This window comes from Streptomyces sp. NPDC048185, assembly GCF_043202495.1.
Classification (GTDB): Bacteria; Actinomycetota; Actinomycetes; order Streptomycetales; family Streptomycetaceae; genus Streptomyces.
Window position 1 is genome coordinate 1 of sequence record NZ_JBIDAN010000017.1, and the last position, 25,717, is coordinate 25,717.

Below are 25,717 nucleotides of genomic sequence, written 5' to 3' on the forward strand. Positions count from 1 at the left end.
AGCCCGAGCACCAGGACTACCTGCAGCGCTACCCGGAGGGCTACACCTGCCACTTCCCGCGCCCGGGATGGCGACTGCCCGCCCGCACCGAGGGCTGAGCGCGGGAGGGTCCGGCCGGCACCCCGGCCGGACCCGCACCGAGGGCACCGCTCAGTGCGGCAGCGTGGCCGGGCTGCCGCCGTTCGCCTCGTAGCCCGCCACCGCCAGGGCGCGGTAGACCGCGAACTCGGACGCCGGGTCGGGCGACAGGGTCCAGGGCAGGGCGCCGACATGGCCGTCGACGACCATCAGCTGGTTCATGGCCTCCGCCCAGCGCTCGCCGCGGACCAGGAAGAAGACGAGCAGATGGCGGACGTGCGCCTGCGTCGGGTCGTCGGGCCGCGCCGAGTGGACCGCGTGCAGGGCGGCGTGGACCGCCCGGGTGACGACCTCGCTCTGGTGGAAACCGCTGACCAGATTGACCTCGGGCAGGTGCTCGAAGACCGCGAAGAGCGGCATCGCGGCCAGCAGTGACCCGTGGGGCGCGCGGGCCGCCGCGGCCTCCGCGAACGAGTACGCCAGTTCGCGCGATCCGTGCCACTTCTCGCACCAGTAGGGCAGGGCGGCCAGGTGCGCGCCCATGTGGGCCGGGGCGCGGTCCAGGATCTTCAGCCACAGCTGCTCGAACTCCTCGCGCGGGTAGGCCAGGCCCCGCGCCACCGACAGCTCGATGATGTGGGGCACCGGATCGCCGGGGGCCAGCAGCGCCGCCTCACCGCACGCCGCCTTCGCCTCCTCCATGATGATCCGGAACTCGTCCGTGCCCGGCGTCGCCGTCCGCCACGCCTGCTGCACCAGGAACTCGGCGTGCACGGCGGCGCCGCCCGCGTCCTTGGGGGCCTCCGCCCGCCACACCCGCAGCCACTGCCCGCCCGGCGTCTCGCCGACCCCGCCGGGCCGCTGCTGCAGCTCCAGCGACGCGGCGCCCGCGAAGGCCTGCACGCGCTGCCAGCGGCGCTCGCCCTCGGTCTCCGTGCCGGCGAGGAGCTGCTGCGCCCCGCGGTGGTCCTGGGTGCGCTGGACCAGGTCCAGGACGTCCAGCAGGTCCTGGTCGGGACCGGGCATGCGGACGTCCAGCTCCTCCTCGAGGGCGAAGCCGTAGTTCGCGGGGTCCGCGGCGTCCGGGTGTCCGGGCGGGACCAGTCCGACCGCGGTCCGTCGGCGCCGCAGCACGGGGAGCAGCACGAAGCCCAGCATGACCAGGGCGATCAGGACCCAGAGAATCTCCATGCCACCAGCGAACCAGACGCCGCCGCCACTTGGCCAACCTGTGCCGGGCGCCTGTGGAGAACGCGCGGGGCCGCTCGCGGCACTACTCTCGGTGCCCATGAGCGACAGGCACATCAGTCAGCACTTCGAGACGCTCGCGATTCACGCGGGCAACACCGCCGATCCCCTGACGGGAGCGGTGGTCCCGCCCATCTACCAGGTGTCGACCTACAAGCAGGACGGCGTCGGCGGCCTGCGCGGCGGCTACGAGTACAGCCGCAGCGCCAACCCGACCCGGACGGCGCTGGAGGAGAACCTCGCCGCCCTGGAGGGCGGCCGCCGAGGCCTCGCCTTCGCGTCCGGACTGGCGGCCGAGGACTGCCTGTTGCGTACGCTGCTGCGCCCCGGCGACCACGTGGTCATCCCCAACGACGCCTACGGCGGCACCTTCCGGCTCTTCGCCAAGGTCGCCACCCGGTGGGGCGTGGAGTGGTCGGTCGCCGAAAGCGGTGACCCCGCCGCCGTGCGGGCCGCCCTCACGCCGAAGACCAAGGCGGTATGGGTCGAGACGCCGTCCAACCCGCTGCTCGGCATCACCGACGTCGCGGCCGTCGCGCAGGTCGCCCGGGAGGCCGGGGCACGGCTCGTCGTCGACAACACCTTCGCCACGCCGTACCTCCAGCAGCCGCTGGCGCTCGGCGCGGACGTCGTCGTGCACTCCCTGACCAAGTACATGGGCGGCCACTCGGACGTCGTCGGCGGCGCGCTGATCGTGAACGACCAGGAGCTCGGCGAGGAGCTGGCGTTCCACCAGAACGCGATGGGCGCCGTCGCCGGGCCCTTCGACTCCTGGCTGGTGCTGCGCGGCACCAAGACGCTCGCGGTGCGCATGGACCGGCACAGCGAGAACGCCGGCAAGGTCGCCGAGATGCTCACCCGGCACGCGCGCGTGACGAGCGTGCTGTACCCGGGGCTGCCGGACCACCCCGGACACGAGATCGCCGCCAAGCAGATGAAGGCGTTCGGCGGCATGGTCTCCTTCCGCGTCGAGGGCGGCGAGGAGGCGGCCGTCGAGGTCTGCAACCGCGCGAAGGTGTTCACGCTCGGCGAGTCCCTGGGCGGCGTCGAGTCGCTGATCGAGCACCCCGGCCGGATGACGCACGCCTCCGCGGCCGGTTCGGCCCTGGAGGTGCCCGCCGACCTGGTGCGCCTGTCGGTCGGCATCGAGAACGCCGACGACCTGCTGGAGGACCTGAAGCAGGCGCTCGGCTAGGGGGGCGTCCGGATCAGACCGGCTCCGGGCAACGGTGCCTTGCAGGCGACCAGACCCCGCGACCCCGGCAAGATGCGAACGACACCCCTCGGGGCTACCAGCCCTCCCAGCCCGTCACGGGTGGGGTCGTCCCGGACGGCGGCTCCACCCAGGGGCGGACGGTGAGCGCCCACACCGTGAACGCCACGGCCGCGGCGCACAGCACCAGCCACATCAGACGGCGGGCGGCGGTCCTGCGCCGCAGCATCCGGCTCCCGCGGCGCAGGACGTCCGCGTACAGCTCGGGCGGTACCCGCGGGGGCGACTGCTCCATGATCCGCCGCGCGGTGGCCTCCCGTTCGAGCCGGTTCACCGCCGCCCCCCGGTGTCCCGCGCGCGCGTGCCGGTCATGACGCGGCCGCCTTCGCCACCCGCCGGGCGGGCTCGGGCCGCGGATACAACAGGGCGGCCATCGCCCGGTCGTGGACCGTCCGCACCCGTTCCACCGGCAGGGCCAGCAGGGCGGCCACCTGCTCCTCGGCGACCCCCTCGTACAGTCTGAGCACCAGGACCAGGCGCTCCTGCGGGGCGAGTGCGCCGAGCGCGCCGGCGGGGCGTCGGCGCATCGGGCCCAGCACGCCGCCGTGACGGTGCCAGGCCTCGCGGGCGAACCGGGTCGCCAAGTGCTCGCGGGTGCGGTCGTAGGGGTCCTCGCCGCGCAGCCCGTCCCAGCACGCGTACGTGTGGGCCAGGGACAGCGCGAGCAGGCGCCGCGCGCCGGGGTTGTCGTCCGGCGGCTCGGCCGTGAGCAGGGTGGCGGCATGCAGCAGCCGGCCCGCCGCGCCCGCGACGAACGCCTCGAACTCCCGGGTCCGCAGGGCGTCCCGGACCGCATGCCGTTCTCGCACCGCGCCTCCCGCCGATGGGCGACACCGTGGCCTCCGGCGGCCTGCGCCGGGGCCCGGTCTCATATCAGGCCAGGGTCGGCCCGCCGGTCAAGAGTGCGGCGCGGTCCGCTCGTCGGAGCCCGGGTCGGCCCCGGTGGTCCCGGGGCCGAACGCCTCAGGAGGCCGGCGACGACTCCGAGCTCCCCGCGCTCTGCGGGGCCGTACGGGCGGACAGGGCGACGTTGAAGCGCGAGAGGAGGTTGCAGAACGCCTCGCGCTCCTCCGGTGCCCAGTCGTCGGTCAGCTCGGCCATCAGCCGGCGCCGCGAGGTCCGCACTTCGTCCAGCCGCGCCACGCCGCGCGGGGACAGCTGGAGCACCACCGCGCGTCCGTCCTCGGGGTGCGACGTCCGCTTGACGAGTCCGGTGTCGACGAGCGGTGCCACCTGCCGGGTGACCGTCGAGGAGTCGATCCCCATGCTCGCGGCCAGGGCCTTGACCCCCATCGGGCCCTCTTTGTCGAGGCGGTTCAGGAGCAGGTAGGCGGCACGGTCCATGGAGTTGCGGACCTGCCCGACCCCGCCGAGCCGGGTCTGTTCCGCGCGGCGGGCGAAGAGCGCCACCTCGTGCTGGAGCGTCTCGAGAAGACCGGTGTCACCGGCGGTCGTCATGTCCATCGACATTTCAGGTGTTGTGGGCATGGCCGGGGGCTCACTTCGTGAAGGGCTGCTAATTGGGGGACAGGGTACGCGGCCGGGCGGCGACGCGTACCGGCGCTGAGCAAAGCGGGTCTCGGAGGTTGGTCACAACGGTCGCCGGCGCCCGTGAACTGCGATGCTGGAGGCATGAGCCACCGCACCGCCGCCGCTGTCCGGCCCGTCACCCTCGACGACGTGCGCGGAGCGCAGAAGATGCTGTCGGGTGTGGCGCGGGTGACGGCGATGGAGGGCAGCCGGTACCTGTCGCAGCTGGTCGGGGCGCCGGTGCACCTCAAGTGCGAGAACCTCCAGCGGACCGGCTCGTTCAAGCTGCGCGGGGCGTACGTCAGGATCGCCGGGCTGCTGCCCGAGGAGCGGGCCGCCGGGGTCGTCGCGGCCAGCGCGGGCAACCACGCGCAGGGCGTCGCCCTGGCGTCGGCCCTGCTCGGGGTCCGGTCGACGGTGTTCATGCCCAAGGGCGCCCCGCTGCCCAAGATCAGCGCCACCCGGGACTACGGCGCCGAGGTGCGCCTGCACGGCCAGGTGGTCGACGAGACGCTGGCCGCCGCGCAGGAGTACGCGGAGCGCACCGGCGCGGTCTTCATCCACCCCTTCGACCATCCCGACGTCATCGCCGGGCAGGGGACGGTCGGGCTGGAGGTCCTGGAGCAGTGCCCCGAGGTGCGGACCGTGGTCGTCGGCATCGGCGGGGGCGGGCTGGTGGCCGGGACGGCGGTCGCGGTGAAGGGGATCCGGCCGGACGTGCGCATCGTCGGCGTGCAGGCGGAGGGTGCGGCGGCGTATCCGCCGTCGCTGGCCGCGGGGCGGCCGGTGGCCGTCGAGAACCCGGTGACGATGGCCGACGGCATCAAGGTGGGGCGGCCCGGTGACGTGCCGTTCGGCATCATCGGCGACCTGGTGGACGAGGTCCGCACGGTCTCCGAGGACGAGCTGTCCGCCGCGCTGCTGCTGTGCCTGGAGCGGGCCAAGCTGGTCGTGGAGCCGGCCGGGGCGAGCCCGGTGGCGGCGCTGATGAGCGATCCCGGCGCCTTCGAGGGCCCGGTGGTGGCCGTGCTGTCCGGGGGCAACGTGGACCCGGTGCTGATGCAGGGCGTGCTCCGGCACGGCATGGCCGCGCAGGGCCGCTACCTGGCGGTCCGCCTGCGGCTGACGGACCGGCCGGGTGCCCTCGCCACGCTCCTCGGTGTGCTGTCGGCGGTGGACGCGAACGTGCTGGACGTGAGCCACGTCCGGACCGACCCGCGGCTCGGGCTCACGGAGGCGGAGGTCGAGCTGCACCTGGAGACGAAGGGCCCGGAGCACTGCGCCGAGGTCGGCCGGGCGTTGCGGGACGCGGGTTACCCGGTCATCGGCTGAACCGGGAGCCGCCCTCCTCCGGGCCGAAGCTCCGGTCGGGGATGCTGCCGTCACTCGTTCGGGCAACTCTCTGGTGAGACGCGATACATCGCGTTAGTGTGTGTCGTGGGCCACGCGGTTCTTCTCCGTCCGGCGGCACGGGTGCGGCGCGAGCCGGAGGAAGCGGCAGAAGAACAAACGAAAGAAGAACAGGCGAAAGAAGAACAAGCGAAAGAAATCGTACGATCCTAGGCTTTCCGAAGAATCCCCGACGACGTGGAGACTCATATGCCGGGCGCCATCTATGCCGAAGGCCTGGTGAAGACCTTCGGTGACGTAAGGGCTCTGGACGGCGTCGACCTCGAGGTCCCCGAGGGCACGGTCCTGGGCCTGCTCGGGCCGAACGGCGCGGGCAAGACCACCGCCGTCCGCTGCCTGACCACCCTGCTGCGGCCCGACAGCGGCAAGGCCGTCGTCGCCGGCCTCGACGTGCTCGGTCAGCCCGACGCGGTGCGCCGCTCGATCGGCCTGTCCGGACAGTTCGCCGCGGTCGACGAATACCTGACCGGCCGGGAGAACCTGCAGATGGTCGGCCAGCTGTACCAGATGCGGGCCAAGGAGGCGAAGCGCCGGGCGGCCGAGCTGCTGGACCAGTTCCATCTCGCGGACGCCGCCGACCGTCCCACCAAGACCTACTCCGGGGGCATGCGCCGCCGGCTCGACCTCGCGGCGGCCCTCGTCGTCTCCCCGCCCGTGATGTTCATGGACGAGCCGACGACGGGCCTGGACCCGCGCAACCGCCAGCAGCTGTGGGAGGTCATCAAGCAGCTGGTCTCCGGCGGGACGACCCTGCTGCTGACCACCCAGTACCTGGAGGAGGCCGACCACCTCGCGCACGAGATCGCCGTGGTCGACCGCGGCCGGGTCATCGCCAAGGGCACCTCCGACCAGCTCAAGGCCCGCACCGGCGGCGAGCGCGTCGAACTGGTCGTCCACGAGCGCGAGCACATCCCGGCCGCGTCGGAGGTGCTGCGCGGCTTCGGCAAGGGCGACACGACCGTCGAGGAGCACATGCGCAAGCTCACCGTGCCCGTGACCGGCGGCGCCAAGCTGCTCGCCGAGGTCATCCGCGAACTCGACACCCGCGGCATCGAGATCGACGACATCGGCCTGCGCCGCCCCACCCTCGACGACGTCTTCCTCTCCCTCACCGGCCACGCGGCAGAAGCGGGCGACGAGGCGAACGCTGCGGCGGAGGGGGCCGGCCACCGGCCGGAGAAGGAGGTGACCAAGTGAGCATGATGGCCGACTCCCTGGTCATTGCCCGCAGGAACCTGATTCGCATGACCCGGATTCCCGAGATGGTGCTGTTCGGGGTCATCCAGCCGGTGATGTTCGTGATCCTCTTCACGTACGTCTTCGGCGGGTCGCTGAAGATCGGCGACACCACGAACGCGGACGTCTACAAGGACTTCCTGATGCCGGGGATCTTCGCCCAGACGGTCACGTTCGCGACCGCCGGGTCGGCCGCCGGCATCGCGGACGACATGCAGAAGGGGCTCGTCGACCGGTTCCGCTCGCTGCCGATGGCGCGCGGCGCCGTCCTGACGGGCCGCACGGTCGCGGACCTCGTCCAGACGGCCATCACCCTCCTCGTCCTGGCGATCGTGGCCCTGATCGTGGGCTGGCGCACGGGCACCGCGGGCTCCACGAGCGTGGGCGAGATCCTGGCAGGCTTCGGGCTCCTGCTCCTCCTGGGCTACTCCTTCACGTGGATCGGGGCCTTGATCGGTCTCTCGGTGCGCACGCCCGAGGCCGCGACCTCGGGCGGCATCATCTGGCTGTTCCCGGTCACCTTCGTCTCCAACGCGTTCGTCGACTCCAGCCAGATGACGCCCTGGCTGCAGCACGTGGCGGACTGGAACCCGTTCAGCGCGACCGTGCAGGCGTGCCGGGAGCTGTTCGGAAGCCCCGGAGTCTCCACCTCCGACGCGTGGCCCATGCAGCACCCGGTCTGGGCGTCGGTCATCTGGTCCGTGCTGATCGTCGTGGTCTTCCGCACGCTGGCCGTCCGGAAGTACCGCTCGGCGGACGGCTGAGGCCGGGAGCAGCGTGGGACGAGGCCCGGAGTGCCTGCGCTTCGGGCCTCAGCGTTCTCCGACCGTGCTTCGCCTCCTGCCGCCGAGCTTCCTGCCCGAGGTACCCGACCTGCCGTTCGCGCCCTTTCCCCTCCTACGCCCTGGCGGCCAGCGCCGGCAAGGAGGCCGGTGCCTACGACCTGTGGGCGTGCGCCCTGATCCGCAGCGCGTACGTAGACCTCGCCGAGCAGCGCTGCAAGCGGGCCGCGGACACCCTCGGGGCTGCTCGACGCGTCGCCGTACGCGGGGACAGCAGCCTGGCGGCACAGCACTGGGCTGCGGCCGTACGGGCGGAGGCGTTCGCGTGGCTCGGCGACTTCGACGCCTGCGAAGAGGCCCAGTTGGCTTCGGCGTGGATGCCGAACCGATGTGATCATCCGGTCGTCCCCATGATTGTCTGAAGGGGCGACACCGAACGGGGGATCACACATGAGCGAAGGCAAGAACGCGGGCAGTGACGGCAGGACCACGGGGGACGACCGGCTCCCCGAGCCGGACGGGGCGAAGCTCCCGCTGTCCCCGGACGAGATCGAGCGGCACGAGGTCCTCCCCGGCTGGGAGGGCCACTACACCGCGCCGCCCGCGAGCAGCACCGTCGACCCACTGGACCGGCCGCCGCTGCAACCGACCACTCCCGGCCTCCTCCCGCCGCCGCCCGCCGGCGGCAAGCCGGTCGACCTGAAGATCGCACCGGGCGTGCTCAAGAAGGCCGCCGGCCAGATCGACGACATCTACGACCACTTCTACAAGCCGGCCGCGTCCCTGGAGGAGCCCGCGCTGAAGGCGGTGGGCGCGCTGGAGGGGCTGGAGTCGGCGCGGGCGGTCCGGCTCGCCCACCGGCAGTGGGAGCGGCAGGCCGGCACGGTCACGGGATGGCTCGCGCACATCGCCGAGAGCCTGCGCCTCAGCGACGGCACCTACACCAAGACGGACATGGCCGTGGGCCAGACCGCCGGCCAGGTGCGGCTCCGCTCGGTACTGGAGGACTTCTGATGGCGGAGACCTTCTACCTCACGCTGCTGTCCGTGGATTTGACGGCGCTGGACGACCTGGCGGACCGCTGGGAGACCATCCACCGGGACATCAAGGGCCTCGGCAAGCGCATGCACGACGAAGCGCTCACACCGCTGCGGGACAAGGGCTACTGGGAAGGGGCGGCGGCCCCGTACGCCTGGAAGATGATCGACGACATCGAGCGCCAGCTGGAGAACGCCACGAAGGTGGCGGACGCGGCCCGACGCGTCGTCGAGGACGGCGTGGGCGAGCTGAAGTCCGCCCAGAAGGACCTCAAGGACGCCGCCCGGCGGGCCAAGGAGAAGGGCCTGTACATCAACAAGGACGGCACGCTGTCCCCGGACGTCATCGGCAACGCCTGCAAGGTCGAGCTGACCGACGAGGAGAAGAAGACCATCGAGGCGGCGGACCGGGAGATCGCGCAGATCCTCAAGCGGGGCGTCACGGCCGACCGCAACCTCTCCTTCAGCCTCATGGCCGACATCGGCCTCGGCCAGTGGTTCAACCAGGCCCCGGGGCTCACCGACATCGACTCCACGAAGAAGATCAGCGAGGACGCGTACAACGCGCTCGACCTCGCCCTCCAGGGCAAGAACCCCTACCCGGGGCTCAGCTCGGACGATCCGTACTCGCTGGGCTGGGACTGGGTGACCGGTGACGGCGACCGGCACCGCGACTACCACTACGGCGACGAGATGACCGAGCTGATCAGGTCCAGCGAGAGCATGGAGCAACTGCGGCTGGACACGCTGCAGCAGTGGCGGTCCACCGGTCAGCCGGAGGGCAGCGTGGCGTACTCGATCTCGGAGAGCGGCAAACTGGGCGCGTTCAAGAAGCTCATCACCACGGACATCCCGGCGATCGTCACCGGTGACGAGGACCACCTGGGCGAGGCGTTCACCGGCTCGTACAACCTGAACTACACGGTCAAGGGCCAGGACCCCGACGGCTCCCTCGTGGTCGAGTACACCCTGAAGAACAACACCAGCAACGAGTCGTTCCTGCACTACGTCGGCTACTACGACTGGCTGGAGAAGTTCAATCGCGAGGAGGGCGCCTTCTCGTCCGTGGACCAGAAGATCATCTGGACCGAGCGCATTCCGGCGAAGGAGAAGTGAGTCGGTGTCCCGAGTACGACTGCCGGCGGCCGCCGCCGTGCTGGCCCTGCTGACCTGCCTGGCGGGCTGTTCGTCGGAGCCCACCAGCGTCGAGGCCTGCATGGGGAAGCAGGCGGTCGGCGCGACCTCCGGGCAGCTCGCCGGCACCTACCGCGGTGAGGGCGACGCGGAGGGCGTGTCGCTCACCCTGAAGGCCTCGCCGGACAAGCCGGGCAGCGGCTCGGTCACCGTGCACGACTGGCCGACCGGTGACTGGTACCGGAGCGAGCTCGGCGAGACCTTCGACGGGTCCGGCACCTGGTCCGTCGTGCAGGGCGGCACCCCGGCCACCGAGTTCGCGCGCCTGTCCCTCTCCTTCACCACGCCGCAGCGCTTCCTGAAGGGGGACACCCTCGACTCGCTGTCGATCGCCGAGGGCGACGGGCACACCCACCTCTACACGGACGACGACCCGGACGTCTGCCCCGCCTTCCGCCTGGAACGACAGGGCGGCTGAGGCCGGGACGACGACGCCCCCGGCGCCAGGGGACGCCGGGGGCTCGCGGGGACAGGATCAGCCGTTGTAGGGCTCGGCCTTGAGGATCTTCACGGAGGCCGACTTGCCGTTCGGCAGTTCGTACTCCGCGTCCTCGCCGACCTTGTGGCCGTTGACGCCGGAGCCCAGGGGGGACTGCGGCGAATAGGTCTCGATGTCCGAGCTCGCGTACTCGCGCGAGGCGAGCAGGAAGGTCAGCGTGTCGTCCTCGTCGCCGTCGAAGGCGATCGTGACGACCATGCCGGGCGCCACCACACCGTCCGCGGCGGGGGCCTCGCCCACCTTCGCGCTCTCGAGGAGCTGGGTCAGCTGGCGCACGCGGAGCTCCTGCTTGCCCTGCTCCTCCTTGGCAGCGTGGTACCCGCCGTTCTCGCGCAGGTCCCCCTCCTCGCGCGCCGCGGCGATCTTGGCAGAGATCTCGGTGCGCGCGGGACCAGTAAGGTACGCAAGCTCCTCCTTGAGCTTGTTGTACGCCTCCTGGGTCAGCCAGGTGACGTTCTCGCTGGTCTGGGTCACAGGTGCTCCTCGTCGGTACTGGGAATACAAAGCAACGCCCTACCCAGAAGGATGTTCCTCCACGGAAGGGCGAAACCACGAGCCTAACAATTCAGTCGGCAAAGGGGGAGGACATAAGCCACTAGATTCCCGTCGGCGCAGGTCAGTGCCGACGGATTCCCGTGGGCGTCACTCCGCGTGGCAGCCGAGCAGCTCCGCCGACGTGCCGCGGGCCTTCGTGCGCAGCGTGACGACCTTGTCGATGCGCGTGGCGTCCCCGTCGAAGCGGAAGTCGGCCCGGCCCACCTCGTCGCCGTTCTCGGCCTGGGAGCGCATCGTGCAGTAGCCGGCGGCCCCGGCGTCCTTGCGGACCTCCAGGTGTATCTGGACGGCCTTGTCGGTGATCTCGAAGCTGATCACCTCGGCGCTGATCTTGTTCTGGCCGACGTAGTGGTAGCCGAACCAGCCGATCACCACGAGCAGCACGGCACCGAGCACGGCGCCGACGACCTTGAGGGTGCGGTCGGACCGTTCGTCCGAGGAGCGGCCGTAACGGCCCTCGGGCGCTCTCGTGGTCGCCGTGCTCATGATCGTCCTCTCGGCAGGAGCGGGAGAAGTGTCCCGAAAGGGGCCCCGAAGCGTGTTGTTCCCGGGCCCCGGAATTATTCGCCCCCCGATTCGGTCACTATAGAAGCCTCCCGCTTGCCACCCGACCGCCGCCCCTGAACGACGGGGCCCTACGGGGCGGCACCCATTGGATCGCGCCACCGCACACCGGGGGCCGACTGACCGAGGAACGAGTCTTGACTGACCAGCTGCGACTGATGGCCGTCCACGCCCACCCCGACGACGAGTCGAGCAAGGGCGCGGCCACCATGGCGAAGTACGTGTCCGAGGGGGTGGACGTGCTGGTGGTGACCTGCACGGGCGGCGAGCGCGGCTCCATCCTCAACCCCAAGCTGCAGGGCGACGCGTACATCGAGGAGAACATCCACGAGGTGCGCAGGAAGGAGATGGACGAGGCCCGGGAGATCCTGGGCGTGGGCCAGGAGTGGCTCGGCTTCGTCGACTCCGGCCTGCCCGAGGGCGACCCGCTGCCGCCGCTGCCGGAGGGCTGCTTCGCCCTGGAGGACGTCGACAAGGCGGCCGGTGAGCTGGTGCGCAAGATCCGTTCGTTCCGCCCCCAGGTGATCACCACCTACGACGAGAACGGCGGTTACCCGCACCCCGACCACATCATGACCCACAAGATCACGATGGTGGCCTTCGAGGGCGCGGCCGACACCGAGAAGTACCCGGAGAGCGAGTACGGCCCGGCGTACCAGCCGCTGAAGGTGTACTACAACCAGGGCTTCAACCGCCCGCGCACCGAGGCGCTGCACAACGCGCTGCTGGAGCGCGGCCTGGAGTCGCCCTACGGGGACTGGCTCAAGCGGTGGGCGGAGTTCGAGCGCAAGGAGCGCACGCTCACCACGCACGTGCCCTGCGCCGACTTCTTCGAGATCCGTGACAAGGCGCTGATCGCGCACGCCACGCAGATCGACCCGGACGGTGGCTGGTTCCGGGTGCCAATGGAGATCCAGAAGGAGGTCTGGCCCACCGAGGAGTACGAGCTCGCGAAGTCCCTCGTGGACACTTCCCTCCCCGAGGACGACCTCTTCGCGGGCATCCGGGACAATGCCTGACATGAGCGCAAGCGCAAGCCTGGCAATGACGCACCTCGTCACCCTCGCCGAGATCGACGAGGACAAGGTCACCCCCGGCGTCCTCGGCTTCATCGTCTTCGCGGTGATGGCCCTGGCGGTGTGGGGTCTGATGAAGTCCATGAACCGGCACATGGCCAGGGTCGACTTCAAGGAGTCCCCGGACGCGGAGGCCGGTGCCTCCGGCGCCGGGACGGGCAAGAGCTCCGGCCGGGCCGAGCCGCAGCAGGGCTGACCCGCCCCGGGACGTCCGCGCACCGGGCCGGAGCGGCGGCCGCGCCGGGCCCGGTGACCAGTGGGCCCCGGGAGAGCGGGGGGGCCCGGTGACGGCGGGACTCAGTGCCCCGCCGTCACCGCCACGCCCATCACCTCGCGCGCGTGCCGGTCCGGGACCATGCCGAGGCGCCAGGCCTGCCAGCCCGCCTCCAGCCGCACGCCCCGCTCCAGCAGCAGCCGGTACGCCTCCACGTAGTCGTCCAGCTTCGGGTCGCGTGCCGGATGCCGGGCGCGGGACAGCTGGGCCAGCTCCTCCTGCGCCACCGCCGTGCCGACCTCCACCCCGCCGGGGGCGGCGTACGGCAGCAGCGTGCAGCGCAGGAAGCGGGCCCAGTCCTCGCCGCGCCGGTCGCCGTACGCCGCGAAGAGCACCGCCGCCTCGTCGCACAGCGCCAGCGCCTGCGGCGTACGGGCGTTGCCGGCGTCCACCACGGCCAGCTCCAGGCACGTCCACGCCTCGCCGTGGCCTACACCGATGCGCTGGAAGTCGGCGCGCGCGTCGACGAGGAGCTGGCGGGCGAAGCCCGAGTTCCTGAGCGAGCCGGTCTGCGCGGCCCGCTGGTCGCGGGTCACCCGTGCCGAATGGTGCCGGGCGCACGCCAGGCCGTACACGTCCCGCATCCGCGAGAACATCGTGCGGGAGCGTTCCAGCTCACGGACCGCCCGGTCCAGGGCGCCCGTCTCCTCCAGTGCCTGACCCAGGTAGTAGACGCTCCACGCCTCGCCGCGCGCGTCCTCGTTCTCGCGGTGGCGGGCCGCGGCCTGCCGCAGCTCCTCGGCCGCCTCGGAGGCGTCGCCGTCCACCAGCCGGGCCCGCGCCAGCTGGGTCAGCGCCCACGCCTCGCCGCGGGCGTCCTGGGTACGGCCGTACAGCTCCAGGGCGGCCCGCAGCTCCTCCTCCGCCCGCGGTACGTCGCCCATCCGCAGCCGCAGCTGGCCGAGCTGGAAGTGGGCCCACGCCTGGCCGTGCACCGACTCGCCCGCGCGGTGCAGGACCAGTGACTCGGTGAGCAGGTCCATGGCCTCCGCCAGCCGGGCCCGGTCCCGCTGCACGGCCGCCAGCGCGTGCAGGGTCCACGCCCGGTCCGTGGCCAGCTCCGGCGGGGCCTGGAGGTCCAGCGCCTCCCGCAGCCTCGCCGCCGCCTCGGTGAGGTTCCCCTGGTGGTGCAGCGTGATGCCGAGCGAGCACAGGGCCCGCGCCGCCCCCGCGTCGTGGTGGGCCTCCATGTACAGGTCGACCACGGAGGTGAGCGTGGTCCGCGCCTTGTCCAGCTCGCCGAGCTGCCGGGCCGCGATGCCGGTGCGCCACTGCACGGAGCGCACCAGCAGCCCCTGGTCCACGGACTGCGTCAGCTCGCTGATCTCGCCCAGCCGGTACAGGTCGCCCCGCAGCAGGCAGTAGTCGCACAGCGCGCCCAGCAGGTTCAGCACCGTGCCCTGGTCGACGCCCTCCGCGTGCCGCAGCGCCGCCGTGATGAAGCTCGACTCGTCGTCCAGCCAGCGCAGCGCCTCGTCCAGGGACGTGAAGCCGTGCTGCCCGAACCGGTCCGAACGGGTCGACATGTTGCCGTCCACCAGGCGCAGCACCGAGTCGGCCAGCTCGGCGTAGTTCGCGATCAGCCGTTCCTGCGCCGCCGCGGTCTCCGCCGGCTCCTCCTCGTCGGAGAGACGGGCCGCGGCGAAGGCCCGCACCACGTCGTGCAGCCGGTAGCGGCTGCCCCGGACGTGATCGAGCAGCCCCGCGTCCGACAGCGCCGCCAGCTGCCGCGCCGCCTCCGCCTCGTCGGTGGCCAGCAGCGCGGCGGCAGCGGCGGCACCCAGCGAGGTGCGCCCGGCCAGCGCCAGCCGGCGCAGCAGCCGCCGGGTCGCCTCCGGCTGGTCGGTGTAGCGCAGCCACAGCGCCCGCTCGACCGGCTCCACCGGGCCGTAGGCGCCCAGGTCGGTGGCCAGCCGGCGCGGCGAGCGCGGACCGAGGGACGAGCCCGCGATGCGCAGCGCCAGCGGCAGCCCGCCGCACAGCTGCCGGATCCGCTCGGCGGACTCGGCGTCGTAGGGCCCCGACGCGTCCTCGGCGGCGGCGCCGAGCAGCTCCTCCGCACCGGCCGCGTCCAGCGGCTCCACCGGCAGCCGGAACACCCGCGCGGGCAGGTCGGCCGGCAGGTCCAGCGCCTTCCGCGCGGTGACCAGCACCAGGCTGTCCGACCGCTCGGGCACCAGCGCGCGCACCTGCTCGGCGTCGGAGGCGTCGTCCAGCACGATGGTGACCGGCACGCCCGCCAGATGCTGGTGGTACAGCTCGCTCAGCCGTTTGACCTGCTGGTCCGCGGAGGACCGCTCCCGGAACAGCAACTGCTCGCGGGGTGCCCCGAGCCGGTTCAGCAGGTGCAGCAGGGCGTCCCGGGTGGTCAGCGGCGGTTCGCCCCCCGTCGAGGCGCTGTCGCCGCGCAGATCGACCACGCACGCCCCGCGGAAGTGGTCCCGCAGCTCGTGCGCGGCCCGCACCGCGAGCGTCGTCCGGCCGCTGCCGGGCGCGCCGTGCAGCACCACGACCGTCGCCATCGTCTCCGTGCTCGCGCGGGCCGCCTGCACCCACTGCCGCAGCCGCGCCATCTCCCCGCGCCGGCCGGCGAACGCGCCCTCGGGCTGCGGCAGCTGCGCGAACGACTGCTCCAGCACGGTGCGCCCCCGGGCCGCCGCGCTCTTGTCGGCGCCCCGCAGCTTCGGACCGGCCTTCTTCGGCCCGGTGGACGCAGCGAGCACGCGCTGCTGGTCCAGGAACGGCCGGATGCCGCGCACCTCCAGCGCGGTGAGCCACTGCAGGCGCAGCTGCTCGGGCCCGCCCGGCTGGCTCACCGCACCGGCGCGGTGATGGGCGGCCGGCACATGGGAACCGGCCACCTTGACCACGGTCGCGGCCGCGCCGACGACGCCCACGGCCACGCCCGCGCCGACCGCCGTGCCCGTGCCGGTGCCGAGCGCCACGTCGGCGACGACCGCCGCGACCGCCGCCACGCCGGCCACCAGCAGGGGAGTGCCGCCGCCCTCCTGGGCGTAGCGCCGGCGGAAGGTGAGCTGTCCGGCCGACGCCTCGTCCAGGGCGCGGGTGTAGGCCTCGTACTCCTCGGCGGCCATCTCCGCCATCGCGTCCAGGGCCCCGCGGGCCCGGGAGAGCAGCACGTTCCCGTCCGTGCGCCCGCCCGAGCGCCGCACCTCCTCCTCCACGGCCCGCGTCAGCAGCCGCTCGGCCTCCACCCGATGACCGTCCCGCATGTCCCGTCCCCCTCCGGCGGCAATGGCATCCCCCTGGTGTCCCCAGGCATCGCCGGGCCCCTCCCGGCCCGCCCCCGGGTCCTTCCCCGGTTGTCCGCCGGTCAAATGTGCCGCGGCGGGGAGACCCTGGGGAGAGGACCCGTGGGGCACGGCGGTGTGCTGTCCGGCCGGGCGCGGGTACTGGGGCAGGATGGACCACATGCCGAACCGACTGGCGCACGAGACGTCCCCGTACCTCCTTCAGCACGCCGACAACCCCGTCGACTGGTGGCCCTGGTCGGACGAGGCCTTCGAGGAGGCGCGGCGGCGGGACGTGCCGGTGCTGCTGAGCGTCGGGTACAGCAGCTGCCACTGGTGCCACGTGATGGCGCACGAGTCGTTCGAGGACGGGCCGACCGCCGAGTTCCTGAACTCGCACTTCGTCAGCGTCAAGGTCGACCGCGAGGAGCGCCCCGACGTCGACGCCGTGTACATGGAGGCGGTGCAGGCGGCGACCGGACACGGCGGCTGGCCCATGACCGTCTTCCTCACCCCGGAGGCGGAGCCCTTCTACTTCGGCACGTACTACCCGCCCGAGCCCCGCCACGGCATGCCGTCCTTCCGGCAGGTGCTCCAGGGCGTCCAGCAGGCCTGGACGGAGCGGCGGGGCGAGGTCACCGACGTCGCGGGCAAGATCGTGCGCGATCTCGCCGGGCGGGAGATCTCCTACGGCGACGCGCAGGCGCCCGGCGACGCCGAGCTCGGGCAGGCGCTGCTCGGGCTGACCCGGGAGTACGACGCGCAGCGCGGCGGATTCGGCGGGGCGCCGAAGTTCCCGCCGTCGATGGCGATCGAGTTCCTGCTGAGGCACCACGCCCGCACCGGCGCCGAGGGCGCGCTGCAGATGGCGCGGGACACCTGCGAGCGCATGGCGCGCGGCGGGATCTACGACCAGCTCGGCGGCGGCTTCGCCCGGTACTCCGTGGACCGGGACTGGGTGGTGCCGCACTTCGAGAAGATGCTGTACGACAACGCGCTGCTGTGCCGGGTCTACGCCCACCTGTGGCGTGCCACGGGGTCGGCGCTCGCCCGCCGGGTCGCCCTGGAGACCGCCGACTTCATGGTCCGCGAACTGCGCACCGCCGAGGGCGGGTTCGCCTCCGCGCTGGACGCGGACAGCGACGACGGCACGGGACGGCACGTCGAGGGCGCCTACTACGTGTGGACGCCCGGGCAGCTCACCGAGGTGCTCGGAGCGGACGACGCCGCGCTCGCCGCCCAGTACTTCGGCGTCACCGAGGAGGGCACCTTCGAGCACGGCTCCTCGGTGCTGCAACTCCCCCAGGAGGAGGGCGTCTTCGACGCCGAGCGGATCGCGTCCGTACGGGAACGGCTGCTGGCCGCCCGCGCCGGGCGTCCCGCCCCCGGCCGCGACGACAAGGTGGTCGCCGCCTGGAACGGCCTGGCGGTCGCCGCGCTCGCCGAGACCGGCGCCTACTTCGAACGCCCGGACCTGGTCGAGGCCGCCGTGGCCGCCGCCGACCTGCTGGTGCGGCTGCACCTCGACGAGCACGCCCGGCTCTTCCGCACCAGCAAGGACGGCCGCGCGGGAGCCAACGCCGGGGTGCTGGAGGACTACGCCGACGTGGCGGAGGGCTTCCTCGCCCTCGCGTCCGTCACCGGCGAGGGCGTCTGGCTGGACTTCGCCGGACTGCTGCTCGACCACGTCCTCACCCGCTTCACCGACGACTCCGGCTCCCTCTACGACACCGCCGCCGACTCCGAGCGGCTGATCCGCCGGCCGCAGGACCCGACCGACAACGCCACGCCGTCCGGCTGGACCGCCGCCGCGGGCGCCCTGCTCTCCTACGCCGCCCACACCGGCTCCGAGGCCCACCGCACCGCGGCCGAGCACGCCCTCGGCGTGGTGAAGGCACTCGGCCCGCGCGTCCCGCGCTTCATCGGCTGGGGCCTCGCCGCCGCCGAGGCCCTGCTCGACGGTCCCCGCGAAGTCGCCGTCGTCGGGCCGGCCCCGGGGGACGGCGCCACCCTGGGGCTGCACCGCACGGCCCTCCTCGGGACGGCGCCGGGCGCGGTGGTCGCCGTCGGCACCGAGGGCAGCGACGAGTTCCCGCTGCTCGCCGGCCGCCCCCTGGTGGGCGGTGCGCCGGCCGCGTACGTCTGCCGCAACTTCACCTGTGACGCGCCCACGACGGACCCGGAGCGGCTGCGGGCCGCACTGAACAGCTGAGACGACACGAACGAAACCCCTCGCAACGGAACCGGTGGACGAACTGTTCAGAACCGGTTCCTGTTGTGAGGAAACACGCTCTTCACCGAAACAGCCGATGTGTTTCACAGAAGACCCCTAGCCTCTTCACCGTGACGTGGCGGTCGCCTGATCCGGGCGGGCCGTCGCGCGGGGGGAATTCCGAAGATCTGGGGGGATCTTTTCTTGCTGACGTCTGTCTTCGTCGCCGCCGTCTCACTGGCGCTCTTCTGGATGGCGGCCTTCACGCTGTGGTGGCAGATGCACGCCTGGCGCACGCCCGAGGTGCTCGCCTCCACCCGGTTCAGCAGACCCGACGGCGACGAGCACGTGTCGTTCTCGCTGCTGCTGCCCGCACGGCACGAACAGGCCGTGCTCGACCACACCGTCCAGCGCCTGCTGACCTCGACGCACACCGACTTCGAGATCATCGTCATCGTCGGCCACGACGATCCCGAGACCACGGCCGTCGCCGAGCGGGCCGCCGACCGTGACCCCCGCGTCCGGGTCGTCGTCGACACCCACGAGAAGAAGAACAAGCCGAAGGCCATGAACACGGCGCTGCCGCACTGCCGCGGTGACGTCGTCGGGGTCTTCGACGCCGAGGACCAGGTCCATCCCGAGCTGCTCGCCCACGTCGACCACGCCTTCCGCACCACCGGCGCCGACGTCGTCCAGGGCGGCGTCCAGCTCATCAACTTCCACTCCAGCTGGTACAGCCTGCGCAACTGCCTGGAGTACTTCTTCTGGTTCCGCTCCCGGCTGCACCTGCACGCGCAGAAGGGGTTCATCCCGCTCGGCGGCAACACCGTCTTCGTGCGCACGGACGTGCTCCGCGAGGCCGGCGGCTGGGACCCCGAGTGCCTGGCGGAGGACTGCGACCTCGGCGTCCGGCTCTCCAGCACCGGCAAGAAGGTCGTCGTCGCCTACGACTCCGACATGGTCACCCGGGAGGAGACCCCGGGCACGCTGATGTCGCTGCTCAAGCAGCGCACCCGCTGGAACCAGGGGTTCCTCCAGGTGTACCGGAAGAAGGACTGGCGGCAGCTGCCCACCTTCACCCAGCGGCTGCTGGCCCGCTACACCCTGATGACGCCGTTCCTCCAGGCCTTCACCGGTGTGATCATCCCGCTGAACGCGGCCGTCGCGCTGTTCCTGGACGTGCCCGTCGGCATCGCCTTCATCACCTTCCTGCCGGCCGTCACGGCCCTGGTCACCTTCGTGTTCGAGGTCGTCGGCCTGCACGACTTCGGCAAGCAGTACGGACTCCGCGTCCGTCTCGCCCACTACCTGAAGCTGATCGCCGGGGGCCCCTTCTACCAGGTCCTCCTCGCCGGGGCCGCCGTCCGCGCCGTGTGGCGCGAGCAGCGCGGCCGCAACGACTGGGAGCTGACCAGCCATGTCGGCGCCCACCTCGCGCCCGTGGACCGAGAGGACGTTCCCGCGTGACCTCCACCCTTCCCGCGGCGACCGGCACCACGGTCCCCGCGCAGCGCCGGCCTGCCCACGACACCGGCACGGCCCCCGGCGGCGCCGCGCCGCCGGGCCGCCTCCGCTCCTCCCGGCCCGACCTGCTGCTGTGCGGCACGCTGCTCCTGGCGATCATGGTCGTGCAGGGCTGGAACATCTCCGACTACCCGGCCCTCAGCGACGACGAGGGCACCTACCTCGCCCAGGCGTGGGCCGTCCAGCAGGGCGAGGGCCTCGCCCACTACACCTACTGGTACGACCACCCGCCGCTCGGCTGGATCCAGATAGCCGTGCTGACCTGGATACCCACGCTGATCAGCCCCGAGTCGATGACCGTCGGCACCATGCGCGCGGTGATGCTGCTGATCGCCGCCGTCTCCGCCGTCCTCGTCTACGTCATCGCCCGCCGGCTCTCCCTGCCCCGCTGGGCCGCCGGACTCGCCATGGCCCTGTTCGGGCTCTCCCCGCTCTCGGTCGTGCTCCAGCGGGAGATCTTCCTCGACAACCTCGCGGTGATGTGGACCCTGCTGGCCTTCGCGCTGGCCGCCTCCCCGAGCCGCCACCTGTGGCACCACTTCGGCGCGGGCGTCGCCGCCGCCACCGCGGTGCTCACCAAGGAGACGATGCTCGTCGTCCTGCCCGCCCTGCTGGTCACCATGTGGCGCCACAGCCACCGGGACACCCGCAAGTTCGCCCTGACCGGCGCCGTCACCGCCTGCGCCCTCATCGGGTTCTCCTACCCCCTGTTCGCCCTGCTGAAGGGCGAGCTGCTGCCGGGCGGCGGACACGTCTCCCTGTGGGACGGCGTCGTCTACCAGATGACCAGGCCCGGTTCCGGCTTCATCCTCGACCAGGGCTCCGGCTCCTGGGGCGTCCTGGAGTCCTGGCTGTACTACGACCGCGTGCTGCCCCTCGGCGGTCTCGCCGGCGCGCTGCTCCTGCTGGCCACCTGGCGCTGGTCGGTCACCGCGCGGTCCCTGGCCGGACCGGCCCTGACGGTGGCGATCCTCGCCGCCCTCGCCCTGCGGCCGAACGGCTACCTGCCCGCCATGTACGTCATCCAGGCCCTGCCCTTCCTCGCCCTGGTCCTGGCCGGCGGCGCGGCGAGCACCGCCCACGCCGTGCTGCGCAGATGGCGCACCGAGGCCGAGAAACGGGGCGTCACCGCGGGCCGGTACGCCCTCGCCGGCGTCCTGGTGCTCGCCGCCGGCGCCTACGTCGTGCCCCGCTGGTACGACGGCGACCGCACCGCCGTCACCGCCGACGCCAACGCCCCCTACGAGGCCGCCGCCGACTGGCTGGCCGAGGAGGTGGCGGACCCCGCCGGCACCCGGGTGCTCGTCGACGACGCGCTGTGGCTGGATCTGGTGCACGCGGGTTACCGGCCCGGACTCGGGGTCATCTGGTTCTACAAGGCGGACCTCGACCCGGCGGTGACGAAGACGATGCCGGGCGGCTGGCGCGACATCGACTACGTCGTCGCCTCCCCGACGGTACGGCGCGACGCGGCCGACCTGCCCAACGTCCGGGCCGCGATGAACCACTCCACCCCGGTCGCCGTCTTCGGCACCGGCGCGGACCGCATCGAGATCCGCCGTATCCAGCCCTCCGGAGCCGCCCGATGAGCCACGAGTCCACCGTCCCCGGCGAGCTGGGCCGTCCGGCCGTACGCCCCGCGGCCTCGGAGGTGCCCGAGCCGGGCGCCGTCACCATCGTCGTACCGACCTTCAACGAGTCCGCCAACGTACGGCAGTTGCTGCACCGGATCACCGAGTCCGTGCCGGCCCGGCTGCCCTGCGAGGTCGTCTTCGTGGACGACTCCACCGACGACACCCCGGACGTCGTCCGGGAAGCGGCCCTGGACTGCCCGTTCCCGGTCACCGTCCTGCACCGGGACGAGCCGGCCGGCGGGCTCGGCGGCGCGGTCGTCGAGGGCCTCAGGGCGGCCGGGTCCGACTGGATCGTCGTCATGGACGGCGACTGCCAGCACCCGCCGTCCCTGGTCCCCGAGCTGGTCGCCACCGGCGAGCGGGCGGGCGCCGGGCTCGTCGTCGCCTCGCGGTACATCGAGGGCGGCAGCCGTGCCGGACTCGCGGGCGGCTACCGGGTGGCCGTCTCGCGCGCGGCGACCTGGCTGACCAAGGCCCTCTTCCCGCGCCGGCTGCGCGGCATCAGCGACCCGATGAGCGGCTTCTTCGCCATCCGCCGCAGCGAGGTCACCGCGGACGTCCTCAAGCCCCTCGGCTACAAGATCCTCCTCGAACTCGCCGTCCGCGGCCGCCCCCACACCGTCACCGAGGTGCCGTTCGTCTTCGAGGAGCGGTTCGCGGGCGAGTCCAAGTCCACCGCGCGGGAAGGGCTGCGCTTCCTGCGCCACCTGGCCGGGCTGCGCACCGCCTCGGCGCCCGCTCGCATGATCGCCTTCGGCCTGATCGGGCTGAGCGGCTTCGTGCCCAACCTGGCCGCCCTGTGGGCGCTGACCGCGGCGGGGCTGCACTACCTGCCCTCCGAGATCCTCGCCAACCAGTTCGGGGTGGCCTGGAACTTCCTCCTGCTGGAGCGGCTGCTCTTCCGCGACCGGCGCCGGCACCGGCACTGGGCCGACCGGACGCTGCGGTTCGCGCTGATCGCCAACGCCGACCTGGTGCTGCGCATCCCGCTGATCGCCCTGCTCGTCGGGCAGTTCGGGCTGGCCGTGCTGCCCGCCACCGCGCTGGCCCTCGTCATCACCTTCGTCCTGCGCTTCGCCGGGACGGAGGCGCTCGTCTACCTCCCGCGCCGGCGCCGCAAGCGCGCGCCGGAGCAGCACAGCAGGGAAAGCCGTACGGCCCGCACAGCGAGGAGCGACGCATGAGAAGACCACGGAGGAGAACCTCCGCCCTCCTGGCGGTGTCCGCCCTCACCGGCGGCCTGCTGCTCACCGCCCCCCAGCCCGCCTCGGCCGCCAACCTGATCAAGAACCCCGGCTTCGAGACGGCCGGCACCGGCGACATGCCCTACTGCTGGGAGAAGTCCGGCTGGGGCGACAACGACTTCACCTTCACCACCACCGCCGACGCCCACACCGGCTCCAAGGCCATGAAGGTCGAGCTCACCCGTCGGCTGGACGGCGACCGCAAGGCCCTGATCACGGAGTCCGCCGCGTGCGCGCCCGTGGTGACGGCGGGCAAGCAGTACGACCTGTCCCTCTGGTACAGGACCACGACCCCGGACGCCGCCCTCACCCTCTTCCGGCACGACGCCACCGCGGGCTGGCAGTACTGGACCGACCTCAAGACCCTCGCCCTGGCCGCCGACTGGACCGAGGCGAGCGTCCGCACGCCCGAGGTCCCGGCCGGCACCGACCGCATCAGCTGGGGCGTCTCCGTCTACGGCACCGGATCGGCGACCACCGACGACTACACCATGGAGCAGGTCGCCGACCCGGTCCCGGAACCGGAGTGCACGGGCACCGCGAAGGAGTGCGCCGACGGCCGCTGGGACGTGCTGCCCACCGAGAACCCGGTCCGCTCCATGCACTCCGTCGTCCTGCACAACGGCAAGGTGCTGCTGATCGCGGGCTCCGGCAACGACCCGGAGATGTTCGAGGCGGGCACCTTCACGTCGGCGGTGTACGACCCGGCGACCGGCGAGTACCGGACGATCCCGACGCCCAAGGACATGTTCTGCGCCGGGCACGTCCAGCTCCAGGACGGCCGCGTCCTCGTCATGAGCGGCAACGCCGGCTACCCGTCGGCGGACGGCACGATCGGCTACCAGGGGTTCAAGGACTCGTACGTCTTCGACCCGGAGACCGAGACCTACACGAAGACCAACGACATGAACGACGGCCACTGGTACCCGTCGGCGACCGTCCTCGGCAACGGCGACGTCATCTCCTTCGGCGGGCTGCGCGAGGACTCCACCGGGTCGGTCACGGCCGAGCGGTGGTCGGACGCGCAGCAGAAGTGGCTGCCGACCTGGCAGGTCAACCAGACCTGGTCGTACTGGGGCCTGTACCCGTCGATGATCCTGATGCAGGACGGCCGCCTCTTCTACTCCGGCAGCCACGTCTTCGGCAACAACATCCCCGGCACCGGTTCGGCGATCTACGACTACGACGCCAACACGGTCACGCAGGTCCCGGGCCTCCAGGACAAGGACGTACGGGACCAGTCGGCCAGCGTGCTGCTGCCGCCCGCGCAGGACCAGAGGGTGCTCACCATCGGCGGCGGCAACATCGACTCCAACCCGGACGCGAACCGCCTGACCGACATCATCGACCTGAAGCAGCCGAACCCCGCCTACACCGCCGGGCCCCCGCTCCCGCAGGGCACGGTCGACCTCGGCGCCGGGCCGGTGCCGCAGACCGGCGGCCAGGGCAAGATGTACGTCTCCGCCGTGCTGCTGCCCGACGGCAAGGTGCTGGAGACCGGCGGCGCGCTGCACAACCGGGCGAACCCGGTCTTCGAGTCCTCGGTCTTCGACCCGGAGACGGAGACCTTCGACCCGGTGGCCGCCGACCCGGAGGCTCGCGGCTACCACTCGTCGTCGTTCCTGCTGCCCGACGGCCGGGTGATGTCCACCGGCGACAACCCGGGCAACGGCTCCTGGAACCACGACGTGTCGGTCTACACGCCCCCGTACCTGCTCAAGGGCGAGCGGCCCTCGATCACCTCGGTGATCGACACCGAGTGGACCTACGGCGACACCCAGCGGATCACCGTCGACCGGCCGATCGCCAAGGCCGAGCTGATCCGCCCGGCCGCCGTCACCCACTCCTCCGACCCGAACCAGCGGTTCGTGGACCTGCCGCTGTCCGTGGACGGGAACAACGTCGACCTGAACGTCACGAGCAACCCGAATCTCGCACCCCCCGGCTGGTACATGCTCTTCGCGGTCGACGCGAACGGCGTGCCCTCGGTGGCGAAGTGGGTGCACCTCCAGGGCCCGACGGCCCTCGCCGCGAAGGACGCCTCGGCGCACGTCCACTCCTTCGCCGACGCCCCGCGGGGCAAGGTCACGGGCCCCGGCAGGAAGCGCGCCTCGCAGCCGGTCGCCCCCACCGTCTCCGGCTGCGACCGGCACTACGGCTCCGCCAACGTCTGCGTGCCGACCGCCTTCCCGGCCGAGGTGAAGAGGACGACGGCCGCCCGCTGCTCCTGGCTGGCCCGCAACGACTACGGCCACCTGGAGGTCAACGGCAAGGACGACCCGCTCCGCCTGGACCCCGACCGCGACGGCGTGGCCTGCGGCAAGGGGGACGTGCGGACGAAGCGGTACTAGGGCTCCCGGCGCCCGGTCCCGGCGAGGGCGCGCTCCACGATGGCCTCCAGCTGTTCGTGGTGCGCGCCCTTCCAGTACGCCCTCCCGCACGCGGTGCACTGCGCGAACACGTCGTACGTCCGCTCGGTGCCGCCCTTGAGCTGGTCGGCCACCTCCTCCTTGGTGGCCTTCCTCAGCAGGCCGTTGCAGGCGGTGCACCGGGTCCAGGGCCGCAGCTCGGGTTGGAAGCGGTCCAGGACGTCCTTCAGCTGGTCGTCGGGACGGGTGCTGTAGACGTAGGCGCCGGACCACAGCTCGCGGCGGCGCAGCAGGCCCCGGTCGCGGCTGAGCATGACCCGCTTCTCCGCCGCCGACAGCGCGGCGAGCGCCGGGTCGCCGAGGTCCGTCGACTCGTAGGCCGTGTCCACGCCGAGCAGCCGCAGGCGGCGGGCGAGGGTGCCGAGGTGCACGTCGAGGAGGAAGCGCAGGGGCGCGCCCGGGACCCGCTGGGGGTGTTCGACGGCCCGCACGGTCACCGACTCGCCGCCGGTGGGGACGTGCCCGGGCGGCACCTCGCGGCCGTCCACCAGGAGCGCGCCGACCTCGGTCAGGGGGACGCCGAGGGACTCGACGACGTGGCCGAGGGTGGAGACGCCGTCGGTGGCGGCGCGGGCGGCGCCGGTCGCGCGGGCCCGGGGGGCGAACACGCGCAGTCCGGGGGCGAACTCGACGTGGATCTCGGGACCGTTCACCTGGTCAGGATGCC

The 25,717-nt window shown here is 72.3% G+C and carries 22 protein-coding genes and 1 pseudogene; 15 read left to right on the top strand and 8 right to left on the bottom strand.

What is annotated here, in order from left to right; all coding sequences use genetic code 11:
- Positions 1–98 (top strand): annotated as a pseudogene (locus ACGF3H_RS34100) (peptide-methionine (S)-S-oxide reductase); the annotation flags it as partial.
- Positions 99–150: 52 nt separating this feature from the next.
- Here the strand turns inward: ACGF3H_RS34100 and ACGF3H_RS34105 are convergent.
- Positions 151–1,269 (bottom strand): hypothetical protein, encoded by a 1,119-nt coding sequence (locus tag ACGF3H_RS34105; protein WP_362487184.1) that lies wholly within the window; start codon positions 1,267–1,269, stop codon positions 151–153.
- Positions 1,270–1,366: 97 nt separating this feature from the next.
- Here ACGF3H_RS34105 and ACGF3H_RS34110 point away from each other — a divergent pair, with 97 nt between their 5' ends.
- Positions 1,367–2,521, top strand: coding sequence for a cystathionine gamma-synthase (locus ACGF3H_RS34110; protein ID WP_362487182.1), 1,155 nt, complete (start codon positions 1,367–1,369; stop codon positions 2,519–2,521).
- Between the two features lie 94 nt (positions 2,522–2,615).
- Here ACGF3H_RS34110 and ACGF3H_RS34115 read toward each other — a convergent pair whose 3' ends face one another.
- From ACGF3H_RS34115 to ACGF3H_RS34125, 3 genes are all read right to left on the bottom strand, one after another.
- Positions 2,616–2,873 carry a hypothetical protein gene (locus ACGF3H_RS34115; RefSeq protein ID WP_225632002.1) on the bottom strand — a complete coding sequence of 86 codons (258 nt, stop codon included), beginning with the start codon at positions 2,871–2,873 and terminating at the stop codon, positions 2,616–2,618.
- Between the two features lie 34 nt (positions 2,874–2,907).
- Complete coding sequence (locus ACGF3H_RS34120) at positions 2,908–3,408, bottom strand: sigma factor-like helix-turn-helix DNA-binding protein (protein WP_362487179.1); 501 nt, start codon at positions 3,406–3,408, stop codon at positions 2,908–2,910.
- 154 nt (positions 3,409–3,562) lie between these two features.
- Positions 3,563–4,063, bottom strand: coding sequence for a MarR family transcriptional regulator (locus tag ACGF3H_RS34125; RefSeq protein ID WP_362487238.1), 501 nt, complete (start codon positions 4,061–4,063; stop codon positions 3,563–3,565).
- Positions 4,064–4,231: 168 nt separating this feature from the next.
- Between ACGF3H_RS34125 and ilvA the strand changes: the two genes are divergently transcribed.
- The 6 genes from ilvA to ACGF3H_RS34155 all read left to right on the top strand — a co-directional run bounded on the left by ilvA (position 4,232) and on the right by ACGF3H_RS34155 (position 10,206).
- A complete protein-coding gene (ilvA, locus tag ACGF3H_RS34130; protein ID WP_362487177.1) occupies positions 4,232–5,461 on the top strand; it encodes a threonine ammonia-lyase in 1,230 nt (409 codons plus the stop codon).
- A 267-nt stretch (positions 5,462–5,728) separates the two neighbouring features.
- Positions 5,729–6,736, top strand: coding sequence for an ATP-binding cassette domain-containing protein (locus ACGF3H_RS34135; protein ID WP_362487175.1), 1,008 nt, complete (start codon positions 5,729–5,731; stop codon positions 6,734–6,736).
- Between the two features lie 5 nt (positions 6,737–6,741).
- Positions 6,742–7,539 (top strand): ABC transporter permease, encoded by a 798-nt coding sequence (locus ACGF3H_RS34140; RefSeq protein ID WP_362487236.1) that lies wholly within the window; start codon positions 6,742–6,744, stop codon positions 7,537–7,539.
- 468 nt (positions 7,540–8,007) lie between these two features.
- Positions 8,008–8,571: a hypothetical protein gene (locus ACGF3H_RS34145; protein WP_362487173.1), complete on the top strand. Its 564-nt coding sequence runs from the start codon at positions 8,008–8,010 to the stop codon at positions 8,569–8,571.
- Positions 8,571–9,710 (top strand): hypothetical protein, encoded by a 1,140-nt coding sequence (locus ACGF3H_RS34150; RefSeq protein WP_362487171.1) that lies wholly within the window; start codon positions 8,571–8,573, stop codon positions 9,708–9,710. Before ACGF3H_RS34145 ends, ACGF3H_RS34150 begins: the two co-directional genes overlap by 1 nt.
- A 4-nt stretch (positions 9,711–9,714) precedes the next feature.
- On the top strand, positions 9,715–10,206 hold the full coding sequence (locus ACGF3H_RS34155) for a hypothetical protein (RefSeq protein ID WP_362487169.1): 492 nt from the start codon (positions 9,715–9,717) through the stop codon (positions 10,204–10,206).
- A gap of 57 nt (positions 10,207–10,263) precedes the next feature.
- Here the strand turns inward: ACGF3H_RS34155 and greA are convergent, their stop codons facing one another.
- Entirely contained in the window at positions 10,264–10,761 is a 498-nt protein-coding gene (greA, locus tag ACGF3H_RS34160) for a transcription elongation factor GreA (RefSeq protein WP_161167970.1), read from the bottom strand.
- A gap of 168 nt (positions 10,762–10,929) precedes the next feature.
- Positions 10,930–11,328: a DUF4307 domain-containing protein gene (locus ACGF3H_RS34165; protein WP_362487167.1), complete on the bottom strand. Its 399-nt coding sequence runs from the start codon at positions 11,326–11,328 to the stop codon at positions 10,930–10,932.
- A gap of 215 nt (positions 11,329–11,543) precedes the next feature.
- Between ACGF3H_RS34165 and mca the strand changes: the two genes are divergently transcribed.
- Both mca and ACGF3H_RS34175 read left to right on the top strand, forming a co-directional pair.
- Positions 11,544–12,425: a mycothiol conjugate amidase Mca gene (gene mca / locus ACGF3H_RS34170; protein WP_362487165.1), complete on the top strand. Its 882-nt coding sequence runs from the start codon at positions 11,544–11,546 to the stop codon at positions 12,423–12,425.
- Entirely contained in the window at positions 12,418–12,678 is a 261-nt protein-coding gene (locus ACGF3H_RS34175; protein ID WP_362487164.1) for a hypothetical protein, read from the top strand. The genes mca and ACGF3H_RS34175 overlap by 8 nt, the downstream gene beginning before the upstream one ends.
- 101 nt (positions 12,679–12,779) lie before the next feature.
- Here ACGF3H_RS34175 and ACGF3H_RS34180 read toward each other — a convergent pair whose 3' ends face one another.
- Entirely contained in the window at positions 12,780–15,989 is a 3,210-nt protein-coding gene (locus ACGF3H_RS34180; RefSeq protein WP_362487162.1) for a tetratricopeptide repeat protein, read from the bottom strand.
- 199 nt (positions 15,990–16,188) lie between these two features.
- Here ACGF3H_RS34180 and ACGF3H_RS34185 point away from each other — a divergent pair, with 199 nt between their 5' ends.
- The 5 genes from ACGF3H_RS34185 to ACGF3H_RS34205 all read left to right on the top strand — a co-directional run bounded on the left by ACGF3H_RS34185 (position 16,189) and on the right by ACGF3H_RS34205 (position 24,972).
- The gene (locus tag ACGF3H_RS34185; RefSeq protein ID WP_362487160.1) at positions 16,189–18,219 is read left to right on the top strand and encodes a thioredoxin domain-containing protein; all 2,031 of its coding nucleotides are present in this window, start codon (positions 16,189–16,191) and stop codon (positions 18,217–18,219) included.
- Positions 18,220–18,423: 204 nt separating this feature from the next.
- On the top strand, positions 18,424–19,686 hold the full coding sequence (locus ACGF3H_RS34190) for a glycosyltransferase (RefSeq protein WP_362487159.1): 1,263 nt from the start codon (positions 18,424–18,426) through the stop codon (positions 19,684–19,686).
- Positions 19,683–21,332, top strand: a complete 1,650-nt coding sequence (locus tag ACGF3H_RS34195) for a phospholipid carrier-dependent glycosyltransferase (protein ID WP_362487158.1) — start codon at positions 19,683–19,685, stop codon at positions 21,330–21,332. The genes ACGF3H_RS34190 and ACGF3H_RS34195 overlap by 4 nt, the downstream gene beginning before the upstream one ends.
- Positions 21,329–22,561 (top strand): polyprenol monophosphomannose synthase, encoded by a 1,233-nt coding sequence (locus tag ACGF3H_RS34200; RefSeq protein WP_362487157.1) that lies wholly within the window; start codon positions 21,329–21,331, stop codon positions 22,559–22,561. The genes ACGF3H_RS34195 and ACGF3H_RS34200 overlap by 4 nt, the downstream gene beginning before the upstream one ends.
- Positions 22,558–24,972, top strand: a complete 2,415-nt coding sequence (locus tag ACGF3H_RS34205; protein WP_362487155.1) for a galactose oxidase-like domain-containing protein — start codon at positions 22,558–22,560, stop codon at positions 24,970–24,972. The genes ACGF3H_RS34200 and ACGF3H_RS34205 overlap by 4 nt, the downstream gene beginning before the upstream one ends.
- On the opposite strand, the gene ACGF3H_RS34210 is transcribed toward ACGF3H_RS34205, so the two are convergent.
- Positions 24,969–25,703, bottom strand: a complete 735-nt coding sequence (locus tag ACGF3H_RS34210) for a Mut7-C RNAse domain-containing protein (protein ID WP_362487153.1) — start codon at positions 25,701–25,703, stop codon at positions 24,969–24,971. The two genes, ACGF3H_RS34205 and ACGF3H_RS34210, sit on opposite strands and share 4 nt — an antisense overlap.
- Positions 25,704–25,717 lie beyond the last annotated feature (14 nt).

Excerpts from the sequence above, each read along its gene's own strand:
- ACGF3H_RS34140 (WP_362487236.1), top strand. The coding sequence starts at position 6,742 with ATGGCCGACTCCCTGGTCATTGCCCGCAGGAACCTGATTCGCATGACC.
- ACGF3H_RS34110 (WP_362487182.1), top strand. The coding sequence starts at position 1,367 with ATGAGCGACAGGCACATCAGTCAGCACTTCGAGACGCTCGCGATTCAC.
- ACGF3H_RS34165 (WP_362487167.1), bottom strand. The coding sequence starts at position 11,328 with ATGAGCACGGCGACCACGAGAGCGCCCGAGGGCCGTTACGGCCGCTCC.
- ACGF3H_RS34125 (WP_362487238.1), bottom strand. The coding sequence starts at position 4,063 with ATGGACATGACGACCGCCGGTGACACCGGTCTTCTCGAGACGCTCCAG.
- ACGF3H_RS34205 (WP_362487155.1), top strand. The coding sequence starts at position 22,558 with ATGAGAAGACCACGGAGGAGAACCTCCGCCCTCCTGGCGGTGTCCGCC.
- ACGF3H_RS34200 (WP_362487157.1), top strand. The coding sequence starts at position 21,329 with ATGAGCCACGAGTCCACCGTCCCCGGCGAGCTGGGCCGTCCGGCCGTA.
- ACGF3H_RS34145 (WP_362487173.1), top strand. The coding sequence starts at position 8,008 with ATGAGCGAAGGCAAGAACGCGGGCAGTGACGGCAGGACCACGGGGGAC.
- ACGF3H_RS34180 (WP_362487162.1), bottom strand. The coding sequence starts at position 15,989 with ATGCGGGACGGTCATCGGGTGGAGGCCGAGCGGCTGCTGACGCGGGCC.
- ilvA (WP_362487177.1), top strand. The coding sequence starts at position 4,232 with ATGAGCCACCGCACCGCCGCCGCTGTCCGGCCCGTCACCCTCGACGAC.
- ACGF3H_RS34185 (WP_362487160.1), top strand. The coding sequence starts at position 16,189 with ATGCCGAACCGACTGGCGCACGAGACGTCCCCGTACCTCCTTCAGCAC.
- ACGF3H_RS34135 (WP_362487175.1), top strand. The coding sequence starts at position 5,729 with ATGCCGGGCGCCATCTATGCCGAAGGCCTGGTGAAGACCTTCGGTGAC.
- ACGF3H_RS34150 (WP_362487171.1), top strand. The coding sequence starts at position 8,571 with ATGGCGGAGACCTTCTACCTCACGCTGCTGTCCGTGGATTTGACGGCG.
- ACGF3H_RS34105 (WP_362487184.1), bottom strand. The coding sequence starts at position 1,269 with ATGGAGATTCTCTGGGTCCTGATCGCCCTGGTCATGCTGGGCTTCGTG.
- ACGF3H_RS34175 (WP_362487164.1), top strand. The coding sequence starts at position 12,418 with ATGCCTGACATGAGCGCAAGCGCAAGCCTGGCAATGACGCACCTCGTC.